The organism is Rummeliibacillus suwonensis (assembly GCF_007896435.1).
Classification (GTDB): domain Bacteria; phylum Bacillota; class Bacilli; order Bacillales_A; family Planococcaceae; genus Rummeliibacillus; species Rummeliibacillus suwonensis.
The window spans coordinates 1979554-2006011 of record NZ_VCBL01000001.1 but is presented as its reverse complement, the minus strand read 5'-3'; the positions used below and the strand labels follow the sequence as shown (position 1 = coordinate 2006011).

Genomic DNA, 26458 nt, shown 5'->3' with positions numbered 1-26458 from the left:
ACGGACCATTACACTATTTATGAATAAAAAATCCTACATGGAAATCACCAAAATCTCACATTTAGAGAGAAAAAAGATGAAATTCTTTGAAATACTCGCTACAATGGAAATAGTGAAAACCTTATGTATCAAGGATTTTAAACAAATTTGAAAGAGGCTGAAACCATGAATGCATACGAAGAGTATATAAAGGGTGTTGTCAAACCAATGCGTGAGGAATTAGTTCATGCTGGTTTTACAGAATTGAAAACAGTGGATGAAGTGGCTGATCATATGCAAGAATCAAAAGGGACTTCGCTTATCGTGATTAACTCCATCTGTGGCTGTGCGGCTGGTCTTGCTCGTCCAGCCGTAATAGAAGCTATTGCACAGACAGAACATAAACCAGATCATTTGGTTACTGTTTTTGCAGGGCAGGACCGTGAAGCAACTGCGCAAATGCGTAGCTTTTTTGAAGAGATACCAGCAAGTTCACCATCTATAGCGATTTGGAAAGATGGCAATTTAGCCTATTTTATTCCACGTGAACAAATCGAAGGCTTTGCGATGGAACAAGTTCGTGATCATTTAGCAGGTGTTCTTGACCAAGTATGTGCCGATTAAAAACGCTTGTTACAACGGCTGGGCGTCCTGATCCCACTTCACAACAATTAGCTGAAAGGGCTTGCCAGTCACTACATGTTCCTTTTGTAGAAAGACGCAAAAGATCTGTCAAAAAGATAGCGCAGTTTGAAAAGTCAAACGTTATTGTGGCAGGTAAAAATCGGTATGAATATTATCCATACGGAATAGAAAAACCATTTTTCTTTCATCCAAGTTCTGCGGCATTTCGTTTGAAGCGAGTTGCAAGAGGGGAACACGATCCCTTTTTAAATGCTATGAATCTGAAAAAAGGTGATTCGGTACTCGACTGTACACTAGGCATTGGTTCAGATAGCATGTTAGCCGCTTTTGCTGTTGGAGAAACTGGAAAAGTTGTTGGGTGTGAAGGCAATCCTAATATTGCATTTATTGTTCGTGAAGGTATGCAAAATTATGATATTACAGAATTACCATTGTTAAAATGCATGCAAAGAATTATCGTTGTTCCCGCTATTGCGATTGATTATCTGAAGAAACAGCCGGATCAATCATTTGATGTGGTATATATGGATCCTATGTTTGAGGAAACGATCGAAGAGTCAACGAACTTTGCACCTTTAAGGTTTGCAGGTTTGCATGAACAATTGACAGATGAATGGGTCGCAGAAGCAAAACGGGTAGCAAAGAAGCGAGTAGTTTTAAAAGCACATTTTCGTTCCTCTCTATTTGAGCATTATCATTTTAAACGTGATATTCGTTTAAATGCCAAGTTTCATTATGGTGTTATTGAATGACTGAAGACTTGCGATCGGATTTTTGTCGCAGGTCTTTTTTGTTTTACTAATGGCGGTATTTTTACTATTCTTCAAATACTGCTGATCAATCATATTTGTTTTTCCAAGGTTAAAGTCCGAATTGGCATATTCATAAGTTTTCGTTGGATGACATATGGTGGTAAAAATTTTTGAATAAGTAAATCTTTCTATACATGAAAATAACTTCTTCTTTTCGCTATAATAGAGTGAAGCTTCCATCAGTAGGGGTTTTCTTCATCCCCACTGGGCTAGAGGAACGAAAGTGAAAAGCGCCACGTCCTGCGGCAGCATCTTGTTGACCCAAATCAATTGGACGCATGCGGCAGTTGCCCTCCATCTATCTTTCTCGTTTCTCTCTAAATCTTGGGGGTCTTACTGCCCGTTAAAGCGGGATAAAGTGAAACTCCATCAGTGGGGGTTTTCTTCATCCCCACTGATGGTTAGTTGAACCAATCGGACTTTTACGGGCAGTTGTTCCCCCATCTATCTTTCTCGTTTCTTTCTAAATCTTGTGATGGGGGTCTTACTGCCCGTTAAAGCGGGATAAATGAAAAGGAGTTGATCAAATGAAGCTTGTTGTTTTTGGAGCATCTGGTGGAGTTGGACAACATGTAGTGAAATTAGCCCTTCAACAAGGGATGAAAGTTACAGCATTTGTCCGTACGCCTTCAAAACTACAAATTTCACACCCATTTTTACATATTTATCATGGCAATGCTTTACAGGCAGATGATGTGGCTGCTGCGATTAAAGGACAGCACGCTGTTATCTCTTGCCTAGCTTCTAGCAAAGGACTGAAGAAATCAACGGAGTTAGGGAGAATGGTGGAAAATATTGCGTTTGGAATGCAAAAACATCAGATAAAACGAATCATTTATGTAGCTTCTGCTGGTATTGATGGAGAGATTCCAGGGATTTCTGGTAAGATGATGATGAAAACATTGAAATATCCATTAATGGATCATCGACATGCTGTTGACACAATTGTCCATTATAATCTGGACTATACAATCATTAGACCAATGGGGTTGACCGATGATGCACCGATTGGAAACTATCGAGAGGCAGTAGAGGGGATCCCTGAAAGGGGGAAAAGTATAGCGAGGGCGGATGTTGCAAATTTTATTATGAAAACATTGCTAGATCCAAAATATATTCACCAATCTATTAGTATTGCGAACTAAGACTGTCAGCTATTATTATCACGAGTTGATAAAGTGAAACTCCATCTTGTGAAGATTTTCTTCATCTCTTATAAGGGATGAGCTTGAATCTACCGGGAATGGATTCCTTACTTATCTGCTGCTTTTTTACTGGAGTCTTGAAGTAATTGATTTTACTGGCCATTAATTGCAGAAAAAAAGAAGAACTATGAGAGAAGTTCCCATAGCTCTTGCCATCATATAATGGATTGTTTTAGTCTGTAATACAAAGAGACATTAAATAGAATAATAGCAGTAAAAATCCAATACCGATTGCAATTGACATTAAAGTTGCCCTCCTTCTTGTACAAAAACGAACAAATTACTTCTACATTATTGTACAATGATTTACCTAAAGATGAAACCTTTACTTACAAATTTCGTATCTAGTATATAAGAGATGTAAAAAAATGTTCAAAAGTAGGTGAGATGGTTATGAAAAATTGGCTTCAAAAACTATTAGTTTCAACAGTCGCCGTTTTGACACTTGGACTCATCACACCAAGTCATGCTATATGGGAAAACTTATTAGAACACAATAATAACCATAGAACTCAACTTTCCAAGCAGTCGACAGCAACTGAAAATTACATAGATACAGTTCAAGTTCATGAAGCAGAGGATGCTGAAGCAGTATCTGAAGCCGTTTTAGCGCAAGCGAAAGAACAAGCCTACGTGAAATTCGGCAGTAAAATTGGCCCAAAGATTAGTAACGAATTTGACAATATTATCTTTCCAAAAATCGAAGAAGTTATTCACATGACTTTAGACAATGTCAATCAAGAAGAAATGAAAAATTTAGCAATCACTGAAAAACCAAGTGGTAACTACTCAGAAAAAATGTTTCATATCTACAATGCATCCACTGGCAAAGATGTGATCCGTTTTCATGTACGTACAGAAAATCGACCATTCGACGGATATTATTATAATTTCCATTATCACACATATACAGACCAATTCGCTTCACACTATGATTTAGGAGAAATCTATTGGTCGAAAAATACTCCGCCTAAATGGTTGTCATAAAAAAGCTTGCCCATAGGTAAGCTTTTTTTGTGAGGAGTAAAACAAAATAACAAAAGTACATATTGTTTAGCTGATATTCGTGCAGGAGTAGCATAAAGGATCATCAATATTTTAACAGGCGTGTTGATTCAGAAAGTTAAGTCAATGTCCCGCAGAGAGCAAATAAAGTCTCGGAAAGAGCGAATAACCCTTCCGAAAGAGCAAATAAATCCTGAGAGAGCGAATAACCTCTCGAAAAGGGCAAATAAAACTCCTGAGAGAGCGAATAACCCTTCCGAGGGAGCGAATAAATCCTCAGAAAGAGCAAATAAACCCTCGAAAAGAGCAAATCCACCCATGAGAAGAGAGAATAAATCACGAGAAAAGCGTATAAGCCGTAGCGGAAATCAGCGAATATACTCTTTTTTGTGAAGAAAATGGACCATCAACACACCTGATATTTTAAATCACTCTAACACAAATTCTGTGGTATATATCTACTGTATCTCCAAGTAATATGGCCGCTTCTTTTAAAACATTATATACTTCTCTATATTTTAAAATGGTAATTGAATCTTTATTTATGAAAAGTTCTGATAAACCTGAAATATAGATATCTTCCATTGATTTTTGTGCGATTCTAATTTCTTCAATTCTACTTTGGGATTCAGCGGGATTTTTCTCTAAAATTAAAATGGCCTCATTAAGTTCTATAGCTCCTTGGCTTAATAGGCTAGACATTCCTATTATTGTAGAATCTGCTTCGATGTTTAAAGATTTAATGGTTTTAAAGATGGATATAGAACAGTCACTTATTTTGTTCATTTCCACAGAAATGGAGTATAGATCTTGCCTGTCAAAAGGAGTGACGAATGCTTCTATAAGATCATGCTCAAGCTGAAGCCGTATTTTATCTGCCTCTTTTTTCTTAATAAACAACTCATTAGCACCGGACTCGTCTCTATCCTTGATCCACTTGTCCAGAGTATGAATGACTTCATAATTTGTTTTACTTTGAGCTAAAAGCAAGGAATAGAAATTATATTTTTTAGGGAATATTTTATCAAAAAAATTATTCTCTTTCATTAGAAAATCACCCCATTTATTAAAAAGTAGATAATGCTAGAAGCTATAGCAGAACATGGAATGGTTATAAACCAGGCAGTCACTATTTCCTTCCCTATGTTCCAATTGACCATTCGATATTCATCTGCTGAACCTACACCCATAATCCCACCTACAACTACATGTGTTGTGGAAACTGGAGCACCAGTAAAGGTAGCAAACAGAATAGAGGTCCCAGAAGATATCATGGAATTCAAACTGTGAATAGGTCTGAGATCATATATTTTGTTTCCTATTGTTTTCATTATTTTCCATCCGCCTAATGCGGTACCGAGAAACATGATCAAACCAATGGCTATTTTTATAAAAGGTGGAACAGCGTGTGAATTCACGACACCAGCAGATATTAGTGCTAGTGAAATCAGTCCGGTTATTTTCTGAGAATCATTGGCTCCGTGGCTGAATGCGAGTGCTGCCGCCACAATCCACTGCAACTTATTGATGGTATGATTAATGCTGAATTTAGCATTTCTTAACAGCAACATAGAAATTTTTTGAATCACATATGCAATGCTGAAACCTAGAACTGGTGAAAAAATAAGTGAGACGATAACCTTCATGATCCCAACCACTTGATGATTACCTGAAAATAGCTCAGATACGCCCCATAAAATGCTATCGGGCCCATTTGCTATCCAAGCTGCTCCGATAAGGCCGCCAACAAGAGCATGTGTTGAACTGGAAGGAATGCCGATTCTCCAAGTGACGATGTTCCAAACTACTGCACCTAAAAGTGAAGCGATTAATATATGTATAAGATTAATGCTAGGAGAAACTTTTATGATAGCTGATACAGTATCGGCAACTTGATTTCCACTAAAAAAGACACCTAGTAGACCAAAAATGGAAGCAATCAATATCGCTTGGACTGGACTAGCAGCTTTACAAGCAATCATCGTTGCAACAACTGAACTTGCATCATGTAATCCATTCGTAAGCGTAAAAATCAATGCAATGATTATGACAATAGCTAACAATAAATAGATTCCTGTGAATATGACTTTCTCCTCCTTTTCTACTATGTAAATATTATAACAATCATGCTGTCATAAAGTAAAAATAATTGGAGAAAGTTCGTCTATTTTATCTAAACGCTGGATTGGATGGTCCGATAAAATTGTACGTGAAAGAATTGGGCCTGTCAGTTAAGTTACAGGAGAAATGATTGGTAGAATCATAAAAAGAATTGTCATATGATATATGGGGATCGATTTATGAATCGATAACAACTGTTTAAATAAGATTTAGTAAAAAAGAAAGGGAATTTTCGATGAGTTTTTCAAAAGAACTACGCTCATATAGTTTGATTGCATTGGGCGCATTATTGGTTAGCGTATCTTACAATGTGTTTTTATTGCCAGCCAGATTAGCTGCAGGTGGTGTGGTGGGGATTAGTACACTATTGTATGATTTATACCAGTGGACACCGGCTATTGTGCAGTGGTGTATTAATATCCCGGTCTTTATCCTAGGGTATTTTCTACTAGGTAGAGATTTTAGTATCAAAACGTTGGTTGGTACCATTCTTTTACCTTTTTTTATTTGGGTAACGTCTAATTTATCTTATGGTGTTCAAGACCCGATGCTAGCGGCGATTTATGGTGGGATTATGACAGGTGTTGGTCTAGGACTTGTATTTAGAGGAAATGGTTCAACTGGAGGCACGACCATTATTGGCCAGCTGATCAAAAAATATACGGGACTATCAAGCGGCTATGCACAAATGATTATTGACGCGATGATTGTTGTTGCTGCCATGTTTATCTTTGACTTGGAACTAGCACTTTATGCTATGATTACAATCTATATTTGCAGTAAGGTGATCGATTTTGTTCAATTACATTCTTCTTCTTCAAAATTAGTATTGATCATTACGGAACAAGAGGAGCAAGTAACGAATCTTATAAAAAATGAGATTGATCGTGGCTTTACAAAAGTTTGGTCGGAAGGTGGTTACTCTCGCAATAAAAAAGCGTTGCTATTTAGCGTAGTGGAGCAATCAGAGGCGGTTTATTTAAAAGAGCTGATTCAAAGCCAAGCAACCGAATCATTTGTCATCTTTTTAAATGCATCCGATATTATTGGGAAAGGATTTTCATTACCAAGATAAATGGTATCCATTTTATCAGGTATGTTGATTATCTAATATAATCCATAAAAATAGGGAGATTCGTTGATTGCAGCGAAGGCTTACTCGCTTTCCTGCGGGCGAATGCTGGGGGCAACAGGATGTTGGTCACGGAGTCGTTGCCACAGGACGTGGCGCCCTTAGACTCCGCTCCTTAATCGCTAATCGCTACGCTGTGGGGTCTCATCTATTCGCTTTTCCCGCGGGACATTGAATTGGCTTCATCGAATCCACACCGCACGAAGGAAATGCGCATGCATTTTCGAGGACTCGAGCAAGCCGCAGCGAAGATCTATATAAATATTCCTAAAAATACAGGGTTTTTCAAAAATTATCCCCAGCAGGTACTCCTAATTTTTGTGAAATCAACACGCGTGCCATTTTATCCATTTACTAGGTTTATATTTTTCTGCGCCTACAAAAATTAAGGGTGCGAAAAACCATCATTGTTGGCAGGTTTTCGCACCCTTTCCTTATTCCATTTTTTCTCAATTTCTTTTTGTCTTCTCAATGATTGAAATAATATTATTGAATTTGAATTCGATGGTTTTCATCTATAGATTGTTGAGGGTTTTTCGGTAATGTGATGGCTAATACACCATCTTCATATTTGCATTGAATCGTGTCAGCTTGCACATTATTGAGAACAAATTGACGTCTAAAGGAGCGACTCATACGTTCACGATGGATAAAATTGGTTGATTCATCCTTGTCTTCCATCGCTTGCCGCTGACTAGCTTCCACTGTTAAAACATTGTTATTGTAAGTGACATGAATATCCTCTTTTTTCATACCTGGAATATCCATTTTCACTTCGTATCCATTTTCTTTTTCCACAATATCAGAGCTAGGATGATTCATTTTGGGAAAGAAAGAGTCAAATGCTCGATCAAATACAGATGGCTGAGAAAAGAAGAAATCACGATTTGATGGAAATAAATTGGACATTGAACATACCTCTTTTTATATAAATTTTGGGTGGACCTTATAAAATTCCACTCAATCTGTAGTATATGCAAAATGGGATAAACTATACGAATTGTAATGGCTTTTTAGAGTGAGTGAGTTTACCCCCACATGAACAAGTAAGGTAGTAAGTCTTCCCGTCTTTATTAAAGGGGGAAAATCTCCATTGTACTTTATGATATATTCAAGTATCATCAATCATCAGTAAAACATAAAAAAGCCGGATGTTGATGGCACATCCGGCTTTCCTTTTCCTAAATGAAACGCAAGAGGAAACATTCGGGAAAAGTTATTGGATTTCAATTCTGTGATTATTTTCAACTAATTGTTGATCGCTCTTTGGCAAAACGATATTCAGTACGCCGTTTTCATATTTGCATTCAATACCTTCAAATTGTACATTATCGATAACAAATTGACGTTTGAAAGAACGACTTACACGTTCGCGGCGAATGTAGTTTGCTTTGTCATCTTTCTTTTCTGTTTCTTGGTCTTGATTTGCTTCCACAGTTAAAAGATTGTTGTTGTAAGTGACATTGATGTCTTCTTTGTTCATACCAGGCAGATCCATGGTAACTTCATAAGAATGGTCTTTTTCTTCAATGTCTACACTTGGTTGGTTCATAGGTGTAAAGAAAGAATCAAATGCTTGATCGAAGAATTGTGGGAAAAAGAAATTACGACTTGTTGGAAATAAGTTTGACATAGTACATTACCTCTTTTTTTTATTTTTTCTTCGGAAGGGAATCACTTTACTGATCCTCTTTACAGTTATTATAATACCACTTATTATCACTCGTGTAAAGTGAGTGATAATAAGTTTTAATTTTCAGAATTTTTATGAGCATGTAAACAGGAGACAGCCCCAATAAAGATAACAGATAATCTATGAACAATGACAATAATTTTTCATAAAGTAACTAGATGATCGTTTTATGATGGTTATGGAAAGTAGTTTTTAAAGATCGTTCATTTCTAGACGATAATATTACACGAAGGTGATTTTAATGAGAATATCTATGCAGGATGCTACAATTTATACGATTGGTGTAGCGGCAACTTCAAAAACATTGTCTCAGAGTATATTTTCAAAAAGTAGCATTTTTAAAGATACTGTGACGATTAGCGGTCAAGCACGTCAGTTATTTGGCAATATGCAACAGGAAAGGCAAAATTCGATGGTTGAAAGTTTAATGAAGCAGCGTGAAGCATTGATGGAACAAAAAAGTGATTTGATGCAAAATACGCTTGATTCAGGTGGCGATTTATCGAGTATTAAAGAACAACTGAAGGATTATGAAAAGCAAATTGCGGATATTGATTCTCAAATTGCCGAAAAACAAGCGGAAACTCGTAGTGATGCATTGGGACTAGATAAGGATAAAGATGAGCAGGCTCCAAAAAGTGATGAGGAAAGGTTATTTACTCAAGCAATATCATTAGATCAAGCTGATATGTTACATGGACTTGCAAATAAGCTGGAAGGACAAAAAAGGGTAATGGAATCAGAAATCGAAGATGATGCAAGCCGAGGCGTGAATGTAGAACATAAGCAGCAAAATTTGAGTGATTTAGCAGAAAATCTTCAATCTATTCAAGAAAAAATAAGCAATAATCTTCAATCTATTCAGGGAAATAGGACAAATAATTCTCAAGATAATTTGGAAAACAAAGATAATGAAGATTCTTTCGATTCTGATTCACAAAGTTCTGATTCAGAAAATAGAGATCTGTTTGAAAATCTATCATGAATCAAAGTATAGAAATTTTTGAAAAATGGTAAGTGAGGGTGTGCCTAATTATTATGGGTACACCCTTTTTAGGCAATAAATAGCTACTATTTCAACAATCATATTTTCAATAATTATTTTTTCCATATCAGCCCTGTTAATTAGAAAAAATTAGGGTGAATATATGAGCCTAAATAAGAAATATTCTTTATTATAAACTCCAAATCAACACACCTGCTTCCATATAAGTTTTATGTATTGTCTAAAATAAGCTCCTTCTCATTTTATTGGTAAAATTGAAATTCATAATTTACGACCATTATCGTCAATGTTATCATTAAAAATAGTATGTAATGGGAGGCTTTGTCGATGAAACAATACTTAGAACTTTGCCGTCATATTTTAGAAAATGGCAATGATAAGGGAGACCGTACAGGAACGGGAACATGGAGCGTTTTTGGCTATCAGATGAGATTCAATTTGCAAGAAGGTTTCCCATTGATGACAACGAAAAAAATTGCTTTTCGTTTAATAGCAACAGAATTATTATGGTTTATAAAAGGGGATACGAATGTACGTACGTTAATTGCACAAAATAATCATATTTGGGATGAATGGGCTTTTGAAAAATGGGTAAAAAGTGAAGATTACAAAGGACCAGATATGACAGATTTTGGTCATCGCGTATTACAAGATCAACTATTTAAAGAACAATATGACGAGCAAGTGCAGGTTTTCCAAAAACGCATTTTGGAAGATGAAGTATTTGCAAAGAAATTTGGCGATCTTGGGCCGGTTTATGGAAAGCAATGGCGTTCATGGCCTGATGTGAAAGGTGGAACAATCGACCAGCTTCGAAATGTGATTGAATCCATTAAAAAGAATCCGAATTCAAGACGCCATATTGTGTCTGCATGGAATCCTGCTGAAGTGGATGACATGGCTTTACCACCATGTCATTCGCTTTTCCAATTTTATGTTGCGGATGGTAAATTGTCTTGTCAATTGTATCAGCGCAGTGCAGATGTTTTTCTTGGAGTTCCTTTTAATATTGCATCCTATGCATTGCTGACACATTTAATCGCTAAAGAATGCAAATTAGAGGTAGGAGATTTTGTGCATACTTTAGGAGATGCGCATATTTATAAAAATCACTTAGCTCAAGTGGAAGAGCAATTATCCCGCACACCGAAGGCATTACCTAAACTAGTGATTAAAACGAATAAGGATTCGATTTTTGATTATGAAATGGCGGATTTGACAATTGAGGGATATGATCCTTATCCGCGTATTGCAGCACCAATTTCTGTGTGAGGAGGTTTAAAAGGATGATTTCATTGATCGTTGCGTTTGATGACAACCGTGTAATGGGTTATAACAATAAGATGCCCTGGCATTTACCAGGTGATTTAGCTTATTTCAAAAAGACTACGATGGGAAAGCCAATGATTATGGGGCGCAAAACATTTGAGTCGATTGGAAAGGCTTTACCTGGAAGAACGAATATTGTGATCACAAGAGATTTGAATTACAAGGCTGAAGGAATTATAATTGTACATTCTTTTGAAGAGGCTCTAGATGTCGCTAAAAAGGAAGAAAAAGAGATCATGATTATAGGGGGAGAGCAGATTTTCCGATTAGCTCTTCCAATCGCAGATGTTTTGTATGTGACAAAGATTCAACATGCATTTCAAGGAGATACCTTCTTCCCCGAAATAAGCGATGAATGGAAGATCGTATCTGAATCAGAAGAGCATGAAACAAAAGAAGGTATAAAATTTTCTTATTTAATCTATCAAAAATAGTATAATAGATTTATCCCGTTTTAAAGGGCAGTAAGACCCCCACCTCAAGGTTTAGAGAGAAACGAGAAAGATAGGTGGGGAACAACTGCCCGTAAAAGTCCGATTGGTTCGGGCCAACAAGATGTTGGTCCCTCAGGTGTTGCCAAAGGACGTGGCGCTTTTAACCTGAGTTCCTCTATTTCAGTGGGGGATGAAGAACCCCACTGATGGAAGCTTCACTTTATCATATAATCGAAGCTGTTTTGATCTTATGTTAATGAGTGTGGTCAACACTTTGTATTAAGATTCTAGAAAAAGCAAGGGATAGGTTGGGGAATCGATTACCTGGAAAAGCTAGAGGATTCTAACTTGTATACAGTGTGGGATGAAGAAAACCTTCATTCGTGTGAAGTTTCACTTTATTGATGAAAATACGTCAAAAACGTGTTTTTTTTCAATAACTGCATAGTATATAGAGAGTGAATTCTTTTTCTAATGGACGTATAAGTCAAAAAGTATTCCAATATAGTGAATTTTTGTAATCGATTTCTTTGCTATTTCTTAATATCCACAAAACAATTGACAAATGTCACATGCTGAAAGAGAGATTCATTAGTAAAATAAATGATAGGGCTTTCAAATATAATAGACTTTTAGTTTACTATATAGCAATATCATTTTATCATGAAACGAATCTATTGAAGGATGTGTCAATGTGGGACGAATTCATATTGTGACTGATTCGACCGGTGAATTAACAAAAGAAGAGATTGAAAAGTACCATATCCATATAGTACCATTAACTATTCAAATTGATGACCAAACATACATCGATGGCGTGGATATTGGTCCTGCTGAATTTCTTGAGAAGATGGCTAATATATCTGAACTACCTAAAAGTTCTCAGCCGGCAGTAGGCGTATTTAAAGAACTATTTGATGAATTAGGTAGTAATGGAGATGAAGTATTGGTCATCACAATGACTGGCGGTATGAGCGGTACAGTAAAATCTGCTGAAGCGGCAGCAATGATGTCAGATACAAAAGTTGTCGTAGTGGATTCTCGCTTTATTTCCTATGCTCTTGGCTTTCAGGTGTTAGAAGCCGCGAAAATGGCTCAAGAAGGTAAGACAATGGAAGAAATTTTGAAAAGAGTCGATCATGTACGTTCAAATACAAATTTATTAGTAGTTGTAGATACATTGAAAAACTTAATTAAAGGTGGCCGTATAGGTAAGGGAACCGGTTTAGTAGGTTCATTGTTGAATATTAAACCGATTGCTTCACTTGAAGGTGGAGCATATAATCCTGTTGCAAAAGTACGCAGCCATAAACAAGTTGTCAAATATTTGTTTAAGCGATTCCAAGAAGAAACCCATGGAAAAAAGGTTAAAGGTGTGGGGATAGCCCATGCAAATGGTCTTCATATGCTTGAACCATTAAAAGCATTGATTGAAGAGTCAGGCTATCATGATGTAAAATTTGGCTATACGTCGCCAATTATTAGCACACACACAGGAGCAGGAGCAATTGGTTTTTCATATTATACAGACTAATTATAGGCGGCAGGGAGTTATGACCATTCCCTGCTTTCTTTCATTCTGAGCGACAAGGTCGACATGAAAGGAAGAAATGAAATTGAAAAAATGGATAATACTAATGTTATCTATATTGATTTTATCCGCATGTGAGATTACGGATAGTATGGGCATTTCTAAAGAGGCAAGTAAAAAAATAGCCGTTACGAAAATGATCAAGTCGAAAGATATCCAATATGTTGCATTAGGGGATTCTTTAACGCAAGGAGTTGGAGATGAACAAGGCAAACAAGGATATGTTGGACGTTTAGAAAAAGACATGGAATCATGGCAAGGTGTGAAGGCTGTAACTGTTACAAATACAGCCAAAAGAGGCCGAAGAAGTGAACAATTGATCGATCAAATCCAATCAGGGAAAATTGATGATGCGCTTGAAAAGGCAGATTTTATTACATTAACCATTGGTGGCAACGATTTAATGAAGATCGTTCGTTCCAATATTACAGAATTGAACAAACAGGCCTTTGATAAAAAAAGACCTGAGTTTCAACAAAGATATGAAACTATCCTATCTCTAATCCGCGAACGGAATGCCAATGCCCCTATTTTGTTGATCGGTGTTTATAATCCGTTATCCATCTTTACGAAAGAAGAATCGGATATGAATACGATTATAACAGAATGGAATTCGGACATTCGGAGTTTTGCCAATAACGATGCACATGCGGCATTTGTTAATATTGAGGATTTGTTCGATTCAAATAATAATCTTGTCTATCATACAGACTTTTTTCATCCAAATGCAAAAGGGTATGATTTAATGACAGCACGAATTATTCAAACATTACGTGAATATGATCTGAACAAACTATCACAAGGTCAATTCGATTTTAAGGAGGAGTCTTTTGATGAATAGATGGAAAGTAGCATTTATACTCCTCGCTACACTTGTGGTAGTAGTGATTGTTTCTATTGTATTTTTATTAACAAGACCAGTTCCTGGGACACCAACTCCAACTGCAAGTGAACTTCCTGAAGGCAGTCATTTACAAGTTCAAACAACTTCCGATGACTTCGAGAATATTGCGAATCGTCTTATATCCAGTTCTATGAAGAGCTCTAAGATTCCGGTCAAGATGTATATCAATGAAGAAGATGTCATATTGAGTGGGACATTGCCAGTTTTCGATATGGATTTGCCGATTGTTATGACATTTGAACCTACGATTGAAAAAGGCAACTTACTGTTGAAACAAAAAACGGTTGAAGTGGGCATGCTCGATATTCCTCCTGCGACAGCCTTAAAGTTATTAAAGGATTCCGTTGACTTACCAAGCTGGATGGTGATCCAACCGAAAGAGGAACAAATATATTTAAACTTAACAGAAATGGATATTCCGCTAAGTGATGATTTAGAAGGCAATGTACAAGCAAAAGAATTCAATTTGAAGGAAAATCGCATTATACTGGATGTAGTAATTCCTAAAAAATAGGAGGTCTTCGTATGGCGACAGAAAAAGCAACATTTGCTGGTGGGTGTTTTTGGTGTATGGTCAAACCGTTTGATGAGCAACCAGGTATTGAGTCTGTTATTTCTGGATATACAGGTGGATATATAGAAAATCCAAGCTATCAACAAGTTTGTTCTGATTTGACTGGTCATTTTGAGGCGGTTCAAATCACATATGACCCAGAAATTTTTCCTTATGAAAAACTAGTTGAAACTTTTTGGACTTTAATCGATCCGACTGACGCGGGTGGTCAATTCCATGATCGTGGTAGATCCTATATGACGGCTATTTTTTATCATAATGAGGAACAAAAGAAGATTGCAGAAGCGTCAAAAAGGGCATTGGAGGAATCAGGAAAATTCAAACTTCCAATTGCAACCAAAATCTTAGAAGCAAAGCCATTTTATCCAGCTGAGGATTATCACCAACATTATTATAAAAAAAATCCGATGCACTATGAGCTCTATTCCATCGGCTCAGGACGCACTGCATTTCAAAAGGAACATTGGAGGTCTCATTGATATGAAGAAGGAAAACAGATTGAAACAACTAACATCAATGCAATATCATGTAACTCAAGAAAAGGGAACAGAGCCTCCATTTCAAAATGAATTTGATGATCATTTTGAGGATGGATTATATGTAGATATTGTATCAGGGGAACCATTATTTTCCTCAAAGGATAAATTTCAATCAGGTTGTGGCTGGCCAGCATTTACGAAACCTGTAGAAAATGTGCGCATTACAGAGCATAAGGATACGAGTTTCGGCATGCTAAGGACTGAAGTGCGTAGTAAGGAAGCGGATTCTCACCTCGGTCATGTTTTCCCAGATGGTCCGATTGAAACAGGTGGCTTGCGTTACTGTATTAATTCTGCTGCGTTACGGTTTATTCCCAAAAATAAACTAGCAGAGGAAGGCTATGCAGAATTCGAGAAACTTTTTGAAAAGTAAAGTTGAGTGACTTATTTATCTTGATTTAGCAGAAGACATCTACGTTCAAAACAACATGGACACTGCGTCTTGTATAGTATCTCCATTTAATAGATGATAAAGCAAAAAACAGCGACTCCTCAAACATGCGAAATGCATTTTTTGAGGAGTCGTCACTTTTTACTGCTATTATCATATGTTTAAAAACAACAATCCATATAACAGTCTTTTTTTATAAGTCTTTTCTTTATTTTGAAACCACGGCAATCTTTTTTGCTGCTTGGAAAGCTTGTTCAAAATCAGCGATTAAGTCATCCACATTTTCTAAACCAACTGAAAAGCGAAGAAGGCCATCTGTAATTCCTCGTTTATCACGTTCTTCTTTTGGAATCGCTGCATGACTCATGGTTACAGGATATGAAAGAATAGATTCAACACCGCCTAGACTAACGGCAAAAATAGGAATTTGTACATGTTCGACAAAAGCTTTGGTTAGTTCACGATTGGGGAGTGTAAAGGATAACACAGCACCCGCATTTGATGCCTGACTTGCATGGACTTCATAGCCTGGATGATGAGGCAATCCAGGATAATGAACCTCTTCTACCAATTCATGTTGATCGAGATAAGAAGCGATCTTCATGGCTGATTGAGATGACTGGGTTAGACGAGCATTCAGTGTTTTTATTCCTTGTATTAAAGAAAATGAATCTTGAGCCCCCAAAATAGCCCCCATTGAATTTTGCATAAAGTAAATTTGTTTTCCAAGTTCCTCATCTTTTGTGACAACTAATCCAGCAATAATATCACTATGACCACCCAAAAATTTTGTTGCACTATGCAATACTACATCGACACCTAGATCAAGAGGTCGTTGATAAAGTGGGGTCATAAAGGTATTATCGACAAAGGTTAACAAGCCATGTCTTTTAGCAATCGAAACAATTCCTCGAATATTTGTAATACCAAGAAGTGGATTGGCAGGAGTTTCAGCATATAAAATCTTAGTATTCGGTTGAATAGCGGCTTCCACTTCTTGTAGATTTGTAAAATCTGCAAACGTATGAGATATACCATATTTTGTTAATACTTGTGTTACCAATCGATAAGTACCACCATACACTTCATTCGTTACGACGAGGTGATCACCAGCATTTAAAGTAAGCAGGGCAGAGGAGATCGCTGCAATGCCTGAAGAAAAGGCAAAACCTCTTGTTCCTCCCTCTAATTCAGCAATTGTTTTTTCTAGCGCATCGCGAGTCGGATTTCCTGAGCGACTATAATCATATGGCCCAAAAGAATCGAAATGTTTTTGATCAAATGTAGAAGAAAGATAAATAGGAACATTGACAGCTCCGGTCTTTTGTTCATAATCGCCTCTTGTGGAAGCAGTAATTAGGTTTGTTTCAATGGATTGTTTATTTTGTTGACTCATGGACGGACACCTCTTCTTTAACAATAGCAAACACACGTTGCAAATCAGCGATTAAATCTTCAGCTTCTTCAATTCCAACTGAAAAGCGTAACAATGAATTGTCGACTCCACGGGCAATTCGTTCTTCTTCAGGGATATCTGCATGCGTTTGAGTGGCAGGATAAGTGATAAAGCTTTCAACACCACCCAGACTTTCAGCAAATGCGATTAACTGTAAATTTTCAAGGAAAGAAGGGACCCATTCCGAACGTTGTAAGCGGAAAGAAACCATACCTCCTAATCCTGCATAGAGAACATCCTTCACTAAAGGTTCTTGTTCTAGGTATGCAACGATTTTTTGGGCGTTTTCTGTATGTTGTTTCATGCGAACATGTAAGGTTTTTAATCCTCGGAGTAGTAGCCAACTATCAATGGGTGCCAATGTTGCACCGGATGCATTGTGGTTATATAGCAATTTTTCAGAGAGTTCTTCTCCTCTTGCTATAACAAGACCAGCAAGCACATCATTATGTCCACCGATATATTTTGTGGCACTATGCACGACAATATCTGCACCAAGTTCAATTGGACGTTGATAGTAGGGGGTCAAAAAGGTGTTATCCACTATGAGTAATAGATGATGTTTTTTCGCAAACTCTGCAAATTGTGCGATGTCCACTTCTTGCATTAATGGGTTGGTAGGTGATTCGATAAATAGTGCTTTCGTATTTTCATTAACAATTGTTTCAACTTCTTCTATTGATTGAAATGAAGAAAAATGAGCCTTGATCTTATATTGGTTTTCATATTGTCTTGCGAGTCGGTAAGTACCGCCATAGATGTCATCTGAATAGATAATTTCATCACCTGTTTTGAAAAGGGATAGTACTAATTGAATAGCGGCCATCCCGCTACTACAGGCAAATCCTGCATCTCCATTTTCTAATTTTGCAACTCCTTCTTCTAAAACGAATCGAGTTGGATTTTTGGACCTTGTATAGTCATAACCAGTTGATTGATCAAGTCCCGCGTGACGATATGCAGTCGAAAGATAAATAGGGGTATTGATGGATCCTGTTAGAGGATCTGTGTTCGTGCCGATTTGAGCTAAACAAGTGGAAATATGATTATTAGACATGTTCATCATCCTTTTTATTATAAAATAAAAAGGTCCTCTTAAGAAGAGGACCTTAAATATACAAAGTCAATCTTCTTATCTGCTAGACATACGTCTACTGGAATTAGCACCTTACCAAAAACGGTGGTTGCTGAGATTTCACAGGGCCAAGTCCCTCCATCTCTCTGGATAAGAAACAATATTCAATTGTTAGAAAAAATGAATTAATGAAATAGTAACACTTTAGGAAAAACTATGCAATAGGGTAATTAAAAATTTAGAGTCCCAATTTTTTTAGTGGCGAGAGCTTTCTGTTTTAAATGATAAAAAAGTTACTAAAAAATTTTTTTGTTCTTTTTTAATTATTTGAATCAATTTCATAATGCAAAATCCAGATGGAAAACACGAACATTTCTAATCAGCATGAACATTAATGTTCAGAAGTTTTTGTTCCACTCCAGACGGCGCTTTCCACGGGCTTGGCTTCAATCTCCTCGTCACTACGTTCCTGCGGGGCTTTCAGCTCAAGCTTTTCCCGTAGGAGTCGCCGTCTTCCGCTACACAATTATCAAAATTAGTTATTATTAAATGTTCGTATTTTTTAAGAAGAAAATGATTTATGAAATTGATTTATTTAGATATAATTTTTGTAACTTCATAAATGACTTTTTTGTTTTTTACTATTTTGATTGCCCCAGCATTTGGAGCGTAATAAGTGATCGATCCATCAGCGCCTTTAATACCAACAACAGATTTAAATGTGCCTGCTTTTACAGTGAATTTATTTGAAATAGAAACGACTTTGTAACTTTTGTGGTTTGTTTTAAATACTTGATTTTTTGTAAAAGGATAAATGATTTGACGAACGGTACCGATTTTCGCAAATCTGTAATCTAAACCATTAGAAGATTCACGAATTAAAATGATTTGTTTTGGGGCAGTACTTGTTTTTTTGTACCAATAGGTCCAACCTGTTGAATTACGTTTGTTACTTGAAAACATTTTACCTTTTTGACCATTTTCAATATAGTAGTAGATATTCGTCGTTACAGGACGATAGGATGTTTTTTGGCTAGTGGATAAACTATCCTGTTTTGGAGTGTTTGTTTTATTATCTGAATTTTTAGGTGAAGATGTTTTTGGGCTGAATATTAAGTATGACGAATATACATAAGCTGTTTTTTTATGAAACTTAATTTTAGCCCAACCTGTTTTGGATTGGCTATATACAACGACTTTATCGCCTTTCCAAAGCGTACCGATTCTTTTCGCATTAGCTGAAGGCTCCAGGTGAACGTATACGCTATTTGCTACTTTTGCATTTACTGTATTTGTTGTTGCTGCGTCACTATTTGTTGAAAAAATAAAGAAAGTCAAAGTTCCAAATGTGACCATGAAAGATAGTAAAACCTTTACTATTTTCATTTGTACCATCTCCTCATATGTATGATAAAGCTCAGTAAGTGATGCCTATAATTCTATATTAATATCATTTTGCATCCGTGTTATAGAACCATGTAGCAGTAGGAAGGTTGCCCGTATCAAAAAAATAAGAAAATTTTGGAGAGATGCTAAAATTTCTACCAACTTAAGCTTATAGACTTTCCATTTCTGGGGTGATTTTGATCAGTATTTGATGGAATGTTTTTTCAATAGCCTAATGCTATTCAACAAATCAATCTTTTTTTACTTCTAGTAACGGTCAGAAAAATCCTGTGATTCAAAGACTCCAGTAAAAAACAAGAGGGTAGTGTGGTCAACTTCCTGTAAAAGCCTGATTGGTTTTACGAATATTTTGTGGAGGATGAAAATCCATCATTGTGGGAAGGTTTGTTTTGTGAGAGAGTGATAATAACAAAGAACTTTTAGGATCTATCGTGGTATAATTGTTTAAAAAATTGGAAGCATTGGACAATTATTAGCTATTGTTTTCTGTTACAACGATTAGAATGTACTATATAATGAAAAGGGTAGGATCAATATGAAACCATCATTTTATCATTTTGTATTAACGTATAGAGGTGGAAAAGACGAAAAGGCGGCGTTTGCGGAAGCGGCTTTTCATGATCATAGTTTTCCAAAACAAGAAGAAGATTTCCAAATAATTTCAAGATATGTAGAAGAAAAAGCCGATCACGAGTTGAGTGCCGTTGTATTCGATGAGCTTTGGCAAAAATACGAAGAAAAATACGAAAAGTAATAATTGTCAGAGGTCTGACTTTGTTGGTACAATAGGACAAGTGGATAAAAATTTTGAATGGAAATGGGGAAAGAATATGAGCATTCATATCGATGCTAAACAAGGCGACATCGCTGAAACTGTATTATTACCAGGAGATCCATTGCGGGCAAAATATATTGCGGAAACGTTTTTAGAAGATGTCACTCAATATAACGAAGTACGCAATATGTTTGGTTTTACAGGTACATATAAAGGAAATCGTATCTCCGTACAAGGAACAGGTATGGGTGTGCCTTCCATTGCTATTTACACAACTGAGCTGATGCAAGAATATGGGTGTAAAAAGTTAATCCGTGTAGGTACTTGTGGTGCATTGAAACGTGACGTTCGTGTTCGTGATGTTATCCTTGCCCAATCAGCAACAACCGATTCAAAGATGAATGAGATTATCTTCAAAGGAATTGACTTCGCTCCAACAGCAGATTTTGATTTACTATTAAAAGCTTATAAAGCTGGAGAAGCAGCGGGGCTTAATTTACGAGTGGGGAACGTCTACACAGCCGATTTATTCTACGGGGAAGATAACCAAAATGAAAAATTAGCGGATTATGGTGTACTCGCTGTTGAAATGGAAACAGCGGCACTTTATACGTTAGCGGCTAAATTCAATCGCCAAGCCTTATCTGTCTTAACTGTCTCAGACCACCTATTAACAGGCGAAGCAACAACTTCAAAAGAACGACAAACTACGTTTAATGACATGATTGTCGTAGCACTTGAAGCGGCTATTCAAGAGTAGTTGTAGCAAAGATATAAGTTAAAAGAGAATTGGTTTTAGTATAAATGAAAATAAAACCGTATGAAAACAAGTTTTGCAAATTTGATTTCATACGGTTTATTCATTTTGATAAGGCTTTGTCCTAATCTCTTTACATAAAGTATCTTCAGAGTTACTTAAATAAATGAGTCATTAAATAACTGTTGAAAGTTCAACGACCTCAACAACTAATGGTGTTCCAGCTGCGATTGTTGCTGTAACATCATTAAAAGTCAATTCTGTAGCTGAAATTGTATAAGTACCACCTTCCTGAAGTACACCATTTAAGTAAAGGTTATAATACCCGTTTAATACCGTAGGGAATGCTGTTGCAGCTGTGCCGCTGTCATCAAGAAACGCTGTTGCAGGGACTGTCGTTCCATCAGTAACACTTAGAGGAGCTGCTAGTACGTTGAAAAATCTTGTAGAATTAGCAGATACATTTACATGAATATTAATCAGACTTAGTGCCATATGCCCACCTCCTATCTTCCTAGTATCAGTTAATGCAATATTGATTTTGAAAGATGGGCAAAATGCTCTGTTTATTCGATGAAATTCACCATGAATCTTTATTGAATAGAATATCAGGCGTGTTGATTATCCAATTTAATCTATAGAAATGGGGAGATTCATCTGTCTTAACTGTCTTAGACTGCCTATTAACAGATGAAGCAACAACTTCAAAATAATTTTCATATGTGTAGGTAAGTTAGATAAACATGATAACTACACAAGTGTTAAAATCAGTGATGTTGCGTATAGAAACACTATTCATATATGGTTTGGATTTGCCTCTTATACGTTGAGAAAAACACAAATTACAGCTATGCCTAAAGCAGGAGTAGATATTGCTACTATAGCGAAGCAGAGTGACCATAAATCACTCGAATGTATAACAAAGCATTATCTTGAGGTGCATAATTCAACCATAGATAAATATTTGTAACGGTTATTCTTAATTGTTTAGTTGTTTTTTATTTTGTACAGCTTTTTTGTCTAGCAATCATATCAATCAATTATGAATACATGTACATGCACGGTCTTCCAATGTTTGAATATCTTAAAAGGGTGAGTGAATACAAATGATTAAATAAAAGGGAGAGGGATTTTGAGTTTTAAATATAAAGATGAAATATATAACAGTTTGAATTTGGTAAGTAAACTTGTGGATGATTATGGAACTTGCCCAGGGTGTGGAAGTGAACATATCGGAAGCAACAAAAATGTTGGATCAATGGATTACAACGGTAAATTAGGAACATTTGAACGCACATGTAAATGTGGGTGGGCTGTTAAATTAAAAGTAGAGAAAATCTAATTGAATAGGTCTAATACAATTAGATAGATGTTCCTATAAAGCAAAATTGTAAAAGCTACTCATTGTCATTACATTACATATATTTAAACTAGCTTAAAAATAGTGCTATAAGCCATTATATAAAAGAAAAAAGAAAATTTTCTAAGGGCTGTCAAGAATTTGGCAGTCTTTTTCTTTTCGTAGAACGTAATTCTTGCTATTATGGTATAAGTAGTGTTTGAAACACTGTTAGATTGAAAGTGGTGAACAAGATGGATGATAAAACAAAAGTTGATCCGGAGCAAAACGATGAATCACAAAAAGAGCAACAGGTTGCACCTACTCAAGATGTGAAACCAGCGGGTAAATACATACGTATGAAACCATTTGCTTTTATCATGATGATTATGGTTTTGATTCTCGCAACTTCAGGTATCACAATCTTTGCTTTAACTTTTGGAGAAGAAAAAGTGGTAGAGGTTCGAACACCTTCTCATACTGAGTTCCAAAAATTATTTAATGCTTATGATGAGCTATCAAAAAGCTATTACAAAGACCTTGATACAGATGCGTTAGTAAATGGTGCAGTTGACGGTATGATTAGTGCACTAGGAGACCCATATTCAGATTATATGAATAAAAAAGAAGCAACAGAGTTCAATGAAAGCATTTCTTCCAGTTTCCAAGGAATCGGTGCAGAAATCCAAGAAAAAGATGGACATATTGTCGTTGTATCACCCATCAAAAATTCTCCTGCAGAAAAAGCAGGGATTAAGACAAACGACATTATTAAAAAAGTGAATGGCAAAAACATTGATGGTATGACAGCCTCTAAAGCCGTGTTATTGATTCGCGGTAAAAAAGGCACAGATGTCACTTTACAAATTCAACGTGGTGGCGCTAATAAGTTAATCACCATGAAAATTACGCGTGATGATATTCCAGTTGAAACAGTATATGCGGAAATGAAAAAAGACAAGATCGCTCATATCCAAATCACAAGCTTTTCTAATGACACCTATAAAGAACTTTTAAATGCATTAGATGAAATGGAAGGTAAAGGTATGAAAGGCCTTGTCATTGATGTTCGACAAAATCCAGGAGGTTTAGTCGATGTCGTAGAAAATATCGCAAGTCTATTTGTTAAAACAGGGGAGCCCATTGTACAATTTGAAGATCGAAACGGTAAAAAAGAGGTATTTCCTTCAAAAGATGGACGGAAAGTAAATGTGCCTGTAACTGTCTTAATAGATGGTGGAAGTGCATCAGCTTCTGAAATTTTAGCAGGTGCTTTAAGTGAATCTGCCAATGTCAAATTAGTGGGAGAAAAATCTTTTGGGAAAGGTACTATGCAAACAGCTGAAAATCTTTCAGATGGTTCAAATCTTAAATTTACAATAGCTAAATGGCTAACACCTGATGGAAATTGGATCCATGAAAAAGGAATTCAACCTGATTACAAAGTAAATTACCCAAGCTATGCTTCATTACCATATATCAGCACAGATAAGACATTAAAAGAAGGATCTCTTTCAGATCAAGTGAAAGTGGCAGAAAAAATGTTAAAAGCAGTTGGCTATAATCCTGGCAAAATCGATGGTTTATACGATGCTGCTACAACATTAGCTGTTCAACAATTCCAACAAAAACATAAGTTAAAAGTTACTGGTGTTCTAAAAGGCGATACCACTTATGCTTTAATGGAAGAATTACGCTTGAAAATTAAGAAGGACGACCCACAATTGAAAAAAGCAATGGCAATCGTCAAATCAGAAATGAAATAATTGCAATCAGCAAGAGGAGAAGTTGTCAGAAGGCAAAAATAGTATGCTAGGAGCAATCCTATCATGCTATTTTTGATATACAGGTAAAATGGGTGTATAGACACTCCTTCAGGAAGGATAGAAGGGGTACTGAAAAACGATAGAAGAACAATTTTTATCAAATTTTCATAGGAAGGATAATCAATCCTTCACTTCAAAATGCAAGTAAACTTTGCTCATGAGTGATTGTTTCCAAACTGTATATAAACAATTTTACGCAAAGGGAAGCAGGAGGATAAGGACTGTAAGGGGTCGATTATTACCCTCTGTTATGCGAAATTTTATTCTATGCAATACGCATTCAAATCTATTTTTTATAGGAGATCAACAAGATGATGAAAGATGTTTATTTATTTAGTGGATTTTTAGGAAGTGGTAAAACAACGATGTTGGTAGATATTATACGCCAATTAAAGGAACAAAATTTGAAGCCAGCAGTTATTATGAATGAACTTGGAAAGCTTAATTTTGATTCGCAAGCAGTTGAAGAAGGCATTCCATTAAAAGAAATGCTAAACGGATGTATTTGCTGCTCTGGTGCAGAAAAAACAGAGGCACAGATTCAATCTTTATTAGCAGAATCTGAATTTGATGTACTGATTATTGAAACAACAGGTGCAGCTCACCCCGTGGAAGCCTTGGATGCTGTATACTCCCCTCTATTTGCGCATCAACTTAATATTAAGGGGATTATCACCGTGGCAGATAGTAAGCGCTTGTTAGCACGCGATAAAATGTCGCCTCAAACTTGCTCTCTATTTTTAGAACAAATTCGTCACGCGCATTTGATCTTAGCTAATAAGATAGATCTACTAACAGAATCAGAACGTGCAAAAGCTACATTTGAATTACAAAGCTTAAATCCACATGCTCAAATTATCCAAACAACTCATGCAAAAGTGCCTTTGAAATTTCTACAAAGCTTACATGCAACGGCTAGACCTACAGATATTCAAAAGGCTGACTTAGGGCATCACCTACATTTGAGCTCTCGATTCGTTACTTTTTTGGAAGCTGCAGATTTTACGCAAGAACAATTTGAAGAGTGGATACGTACCTTACCAGATTCTGTCTACCGTATGAAAGGTTATGTTCCGATCAAAGGAATTAAAAATCCGATGCTTTTCCAATATGCATATGGATTAACACAATGGCTACCAGAATATGTGCATATGGAACCAAATCTTATAATAATTGGTGAGAATGTAGATGAATTAAAAGTGCCTGATATTCAAAACTAGATACTCAAATTTGGATAATGTCAACCCTTTTAAACTAGCAATAAGCAGATAGACTTCAAGTATATTCCAAATAAAATCTTTTCATAATGCCTAATGAGACCCTCTTTGGAGAAAGTGGTAATCATTGGGCAATTTTCTTCTTGATATGTACGATAAGCTTTATGCAGACAAGGAGGAATGCAAAAGATGAAAAAAATGACAAAATGGGCATTACCATTAAGCCTACTAATAACGGTAGGTGTTTCAAGTGGAGCAATGGATGCTTCGGCTAAAACAGTCAATAATGATGCAGCGAAGCAAACTTCATTGTCAAATTGTGATTGGCAATATAATCAGGCATATAATTGGGTGAAACTTTCTAATAATTCATTTGCCCCATTTGATGTGAAAAAGTTAAGCAAGGCTGAATTAGAAAAGTATTTAAATTCACTATATCAAGAAATACCAAATACTAATTCAGACAAGAAAACCACTCAAAACACAGGTTCAAATAAGGGAACATCCAACACGGATTCCAACAAAGGAACCACTCAAAATACAGGATCAGACAAAGGAACACCAACGACTGATTCTAATAAAGGAACCACTCAAAACACAGGATCAGATAAAGGAACACCAACGACTGATTCTAATAAAGGAACTACTCAAAACACAGGTTCAAATAAAGGAACATCCAACACGGATTCCAATAAGGGAACCACTCAAAATACAGGATCCAAGGAAACAACACCAACGACTGATTCTAATAAAGGAACTACTCAAAATACAGGATCAGACAAAGGAACATCCAATACAGGTTCTAACACTTCAACATCAACGAATTCAAATAGCTCATCTGTATCACAATTTGAACAACAAGTAATTACTTTGACAAATGCTGAACGTGCAAAAGAAGGGCTTCCAGCATTACAAGCTGATACAACATTGATGAAATCAGCAAGAGCAAAATCAGACGATATGGCAAAAAATAATTATTTCTCTCATACTAGCCCAACATACGGTTCACCATTCGATCAAATGAAATCACTTGGTATTTCATATAAATCAGCAGGTGAAAATATCGCACAAGGTCAAAAAACACCTCAAGAAGTTGTACAAGCTTGGATGGAATCTCCAGGACACCGTGAAAATATCATGAATGCTTCATACACTCATATTGGTGTGGGCTATTCATCAAATGGTAACTATTGGACACAACAATTTATCCAAAAATAATGATAGAATCATAGCCACATCATGATCT

At 36.2% G+C, this 26458-nt stretch carries 28 protein-coding genes, 1 pseudogene and 1 riboswitch; of the genes and pseudogenes, 20 read left to right on the top strand and 9 right to left on the bottom strand.

The genetic code is table 11. The features are described 5' to 3' along the window. Positions 1-165: 165 nt before the first annotated feature. Both FEU33_RS09200 and FEU33_RS09195 read left to right on the top strand, forming a co-directional pair. A complete protein-coding gene (locus tag FEU33_RS09200; RefSeq protein WP_146549083.1) occupies positions 166-603 on the top strand; it encodes a BrxA/BrxB family bacilliredoxin in 438 nt (145 codons plus the stop codon). Beyond that, positions 591-1376: a class I SAM-dependent methyltransferase gene (locus tag FEU33_RS09195; RefSeq protein WP_146549082.1), complete on the top strand. Its 786-nt coding sequence runs from the start codon at positions 591-593 to the stop codon at positions 1374-1376. Before FEU33_RS09200 ends, FEU33_RS09195 begins: the two co-directional genes overlap by 13 nt. Positions 1377-1593: 217 nt before the next feature. Here FEU33_RS09195 and FEU33_RS19285 read toward each other — a convergent pair whose 3' ends face one another. Continuing rightward, positions 1594-1716 carry a hypothetical protein gene (locus FEU33_RS19285; protein ID WP_279590439.1) on the bottom strand — a complete coding sequence of 41 codons (123 nt, stop codon included), beginning with the start codon at positions 1714-1716 and terminating at the stop codon, positions 1594-1596. Positions 1717-1963: 247 nt separating this feature from the next. Here FEU33_RS19285 and FEU33_RS09190 point away from each other — a divergent pair, with 247 nt between their 5' ends. Continuing rightward, a complete protein-coding gene (locus FEU33_RS09190; protein WP_146549081.1) occupies positions 1964-2581 on the top strand; it encodes an NAD(P)-dependent oxidoreductase in 618 nt (205 codons plus the stop codon). A gap of 453 nt (positions 2582-3034) precedes the next feature. Next, on the top strand, positions 3035-3628 hold the full coding sequence (locus FEU33_RS09185; protein WP_146549080.1) for a YpjP family protein: 594 nt from the start codon (positions 3035-3037) through the stop codon (positions 3626-3628). Positions 3629-4069: 441 nt separating this feature from the next. On the opposite strand, the gene FEU33_RS09180 is transcribed toward FEU33_RS09185, so the two are convergent. Together FEU33_RS09180 and FEU33_RS09175 are read right to left on the bottom strand one after the other, a co-directional pair. Beyond that, the gene (locus FEU33_RS09180) at positions 4070-4693 is read right to left on the bottom strand and encodes a DUF47 domain-containing protein (RefSeq protein ID WP_146549079.1); all 624 of its coding nucleotides are present in this window, start codon (positions 4691-4693) and stop codon (positions 4070-4072) included. Further along, a complete protein-coding gene (locus FEU33_RS09175; RefSeq protein WP_222433417.1) occupies positions 4693-5709 on the bottom strand; it encodes an inorganic phosphate transporter in 1017 nt (338 codons plus the stop codon). Before FEU33_RS09175 ends, FEU33_RS09180 begins: the two co-directional genes overlap by 1 nt. Before the next feature lie 293 nt (positions 5710-6002). Between FEU33_RS09175 and FEU33_RS09170 the strand changes: the two genes are divergently transcribed. Both FEU33_RS09170 and FEU33_RS18800 read left to right on the top strand, forming a co-directional pair. Further along, positions 6003-6842 carry a YitT family protein gene (locus FEU33_RS09170; RefSeq protein WP_146549077.1) on the top strand — a complete coding sequence of 280 codons (840 nt, stop codon included), beginning with the start codon at positions 6003-6005 and terminating at the stop codon, positions 6840-6842. Positions 6843-6909: 67 nt separating this feature from the next. Continuing rightward, positions 6910-7074 (top strand): hypothetical protein, encoded by a 165-nt coding sequence (locus FEU33_RS18800; protein WP_186725800.1) that lies wholly within the window; start codon positions 6910-6912, stop codon positions 7072-7074. Positions 7075-7385: 311 nt separating this feature from the next. On the opposite strand, the gene FEU33_RS09165 is transcribed toward FEU33_RS18800, so the two are convergent. Next, the gene (locus tag FEU33_RS09165; RefSeq protein ID WP_146549076.1) at positions 7386-7808 is read right to left on the bottom strand and encodes an Hsp20/alpha crystallin family protein; all 423 of its coding nucleotides are present in this window, start codon (positions 7806-7808) and stop codon (positions 7386-7388) included. Positions 7809-8115: 307 nt separating this feature from the next. After that, positions 8116-8532, bottom strand: coding sequence for an Hsp20/alpha crystallin family protein (locus tag FEU33_RS09160; RefSeq protein WP_146549075.1), 417 nt, complete (start codon positions 8530-8532; stop codon positions 8116-8118). A gap of 292 nt (positions 8533-8824) precedes the next feature. Here FEU33_RS09160 and FEU33_RS09155 point away from each other — a divergent pair, with 292 nt between their 5' ends. The 8 genes from FEU33_RS09155 to msrB all read left to right on the top strand — a co-directional run bounded on the left by FEU33_RS09155 (position 8825) and on the right by msrB (position 15342). Continuing rightward, positions 8825-9577, top strand: a complete 753-nt coding sequence (locus tag FEU33_RS09155; RefSeq protein WP_146549074.1) for a hypothetical protein — start codon at positions 8825-8827, stop codon at positions 9575-9577. A gap of 348 nt (positions 9578-9925) precedes the next feature. Beyond that, positions 9926-10870: a thymidylate synthase gene (locus FEU33_RS09150; RefSeq protein ID WP_146549073.1), complete on the top strand. Its 945-nt coding sequence runs from the start codon at positions 9926-9928 to the stop codon at positions 10868-10870. A gap of 14 nt (positions 10871-10884) precedes the next feature. Continuing rightward, positions 10885-11361, top strand: a complete 477-nt coding sequence (locus FEU33_RS09145) for a dihydrofolate reductase (RefSeq protein WP_146549072.1) — start codon at positions 10885-10887, stop codon at positions 11359-11361. Between the two features lie 694 nt (positions 11362-12055). Continuing rightward, positions 12056-12895 carry a DegV family protein gene (locus tag FEU33_RS09140; RefSeq protein ID WP_146549071.1) on the top strand — a complete coding sequence of 280 codons (840 nt, stop codon included), beginning with the start codon at positions 12056-12058 and terminating at the stop codon, positions 12893-12895. Positions 12896-12977: 82 nt separating this feature from the next. Then, entirely contained in the window at positions 12978-13793 is an 816-nt protein-coding gene (locus tag FEU33_RS09135) for a GDSL-type esterase/lipase family protein (protein ID WP_146549070.1), read from the top strand. Then, entirely contained in the window at positions 13786-14370 is a 585-nt protein-coding gene (locus FEU33_RS09130; protein WP_146549069.1) for a YpmS family protein, read from the top strand. The genes FEU33_RS09135 and FEU33_RS09130 overlap by 8 nt, the downstream gene beginning before the upstream one ends. A gap of 11 nt (positions 14371-14381) precedes the next feature. Further along, a complete protein-coding gene (msrA, locus tag FEU33_RS09125; RefSeq protein ID WP_146549068.1) occupies positions 14382-14909 on the top strand; it encodes a peptide-methionine (S)-S-oxide reductase MsrA in 528 nt (175 codons plus the stop codon). Between the two features lies 1 nt (position 14910). Next, positions 14911-15342 (top strand): peptide-methionine (R)-S-oxide reductase MsrB, encoded by a 432-nt coding sequence (msrB, locus tag FEU33_RS09120; RefSeq protein WP_146549067.1) that lies wholly within the window; start codon positions 14911-14913, stop codon positions 15340-15342. Positions 15343-15568: 226 nt separating this feature from the next. Here the strand turns inward: msrB and metC are convergent, their stop codons facing one another. From metC to FEU33_RS09105, 3 genes are all read right to left on the bottom strand, one after another. Continuing rightward, the gene (gene metC, locus FEU33_RS09115; protein ID WP_146549066.1) at positions 15569-16756 is read right to left on the bottom strand and encodes a cystathionine beta-lyase; all 1188 of its coding nucleotides are present in this window, start codon (positions 16754-16756) and stop codon (positions 15569-15571) included. Then, positions 16740-17873, bottom strand: a complete 1134-nt coding sequence (locus tag FEU33_RS09110; protein WP_146549065.1) for a methionine biosynthesis PLP-dependent protein — start codon at positions 17871-17873, stop codon at positions 16740-16742. Before FEU33_RS09110 ends, metC begins: the two co-directional genes overlap by 17 nt. Positions 17874-17945: 72 nt before the next feature. After that, positions 17946-18048: riboswitch (SAM riboswitch) on the bottom strand. A 434-nt stretch (positions 18049-18482) separates the two neighbouring features. Then, positions 18483-19277: an SH3 domain-containing protein gene (locus FEU33_RS09105; protein WP_186731371.1), complete on the bottom strand. Its 795-nt coding sequence runs from the start codon at positions 19275-19277 to the stop codon at positions 18483-18485. Between the two features lie 556 nt (positions 19278-19833). Between FEU33_RS09105 and FEU33_RS09100 the strand changes: the two genes are divergently transcribed. Both FEU33_RS09100 and deoD read left to right on the top strand, forming a co-directional pair. Further along, the gene (locus tag FEU33_RS09100) at positions 19834-20052 is read left to right on the top strand and encodes a YozE family protein (protein ID WP_146549063.1); all 219 of its coding nucleotides are present in this window, start codon (positions 19834-19836) and stop codon (positions 20050-20052) included. Between the two features lie 76 nt (positions 20053-20128). Then, a complete protein-coding gene (gene deoD, locus FEU33_RS09095) occupies positions 20129-20833 on the top strand; it encodes a purine-nucleoside phosphorylase (protein ID WP_146549062.1) in 705 nt (234 codons plus the stop codon). A 171-nt stretch (positions 20834-21004) separates the two neighbouring features. On the opposite strand, the gene FEU33_RS09090 is transcribed toward deoD, so the two are convergent. Beyond that, positions 21005-21325, bottom strand: a complete 321-nt coding sequence (locus FEU33_RS09090; protein WP_146549061.1) for a DUF4183 domain-containing protein — start codon at positions 21323-21325, stop codon at positions 21005-21007. A gap of 637 nt (positions 21326-21962) precedes the next feature. Here FEU33_RS09090 and FEU33_RS09080 point away from each other — a divergent pair. The 4 genes and pseudogenes from FEU33_RS09080 to FEU33_RS19110 form a co-directional block, all read left to right on the top strand. Then, complete coding sequence (locus FEU33_RS09080) at positions 21963-22172, top strand: DUF3797 domain-containing protein (protein ID WP_208221570.1); 210 nt, start codon at positions 21963-21965, stop codon at positions 22170-22172. Between the two features lie 251 nt (positions 22173-22423). Next, positions 22424-23935 (top strand): lmo1851 family serine protease, encoded by a 1512-nt coding sequence (locus FEU33_RS09075; RefSeq protein WP_146549059.1) that lies wholly within the window; start codon positions 22424-22426, stop codon positions 23933-23935. Positions 23936-24309: 374 nt separating this feature from the next. After that, the gene (locus tag FEU33_RS09070) at positions 24310-25215 is read left to right on the top strand and encodes a CobW family GTP-binding protein (protein ID WP_146549952.1); all 906 of its coding nucleotides are present in this window, start codon (positions 24310-24312) and stop codon (positions 25213-25215) included. An 834-nt stretch (positions 25216-26049) separates the two neighbouring features. Next, positions 26050-26430: pseudogene (locus FEU33_RS19110) on the top strand (CAP domain-containing protein); the annotation flags it as partial. Positions 26431-26458: the final 28 nt, after the last annotated feature.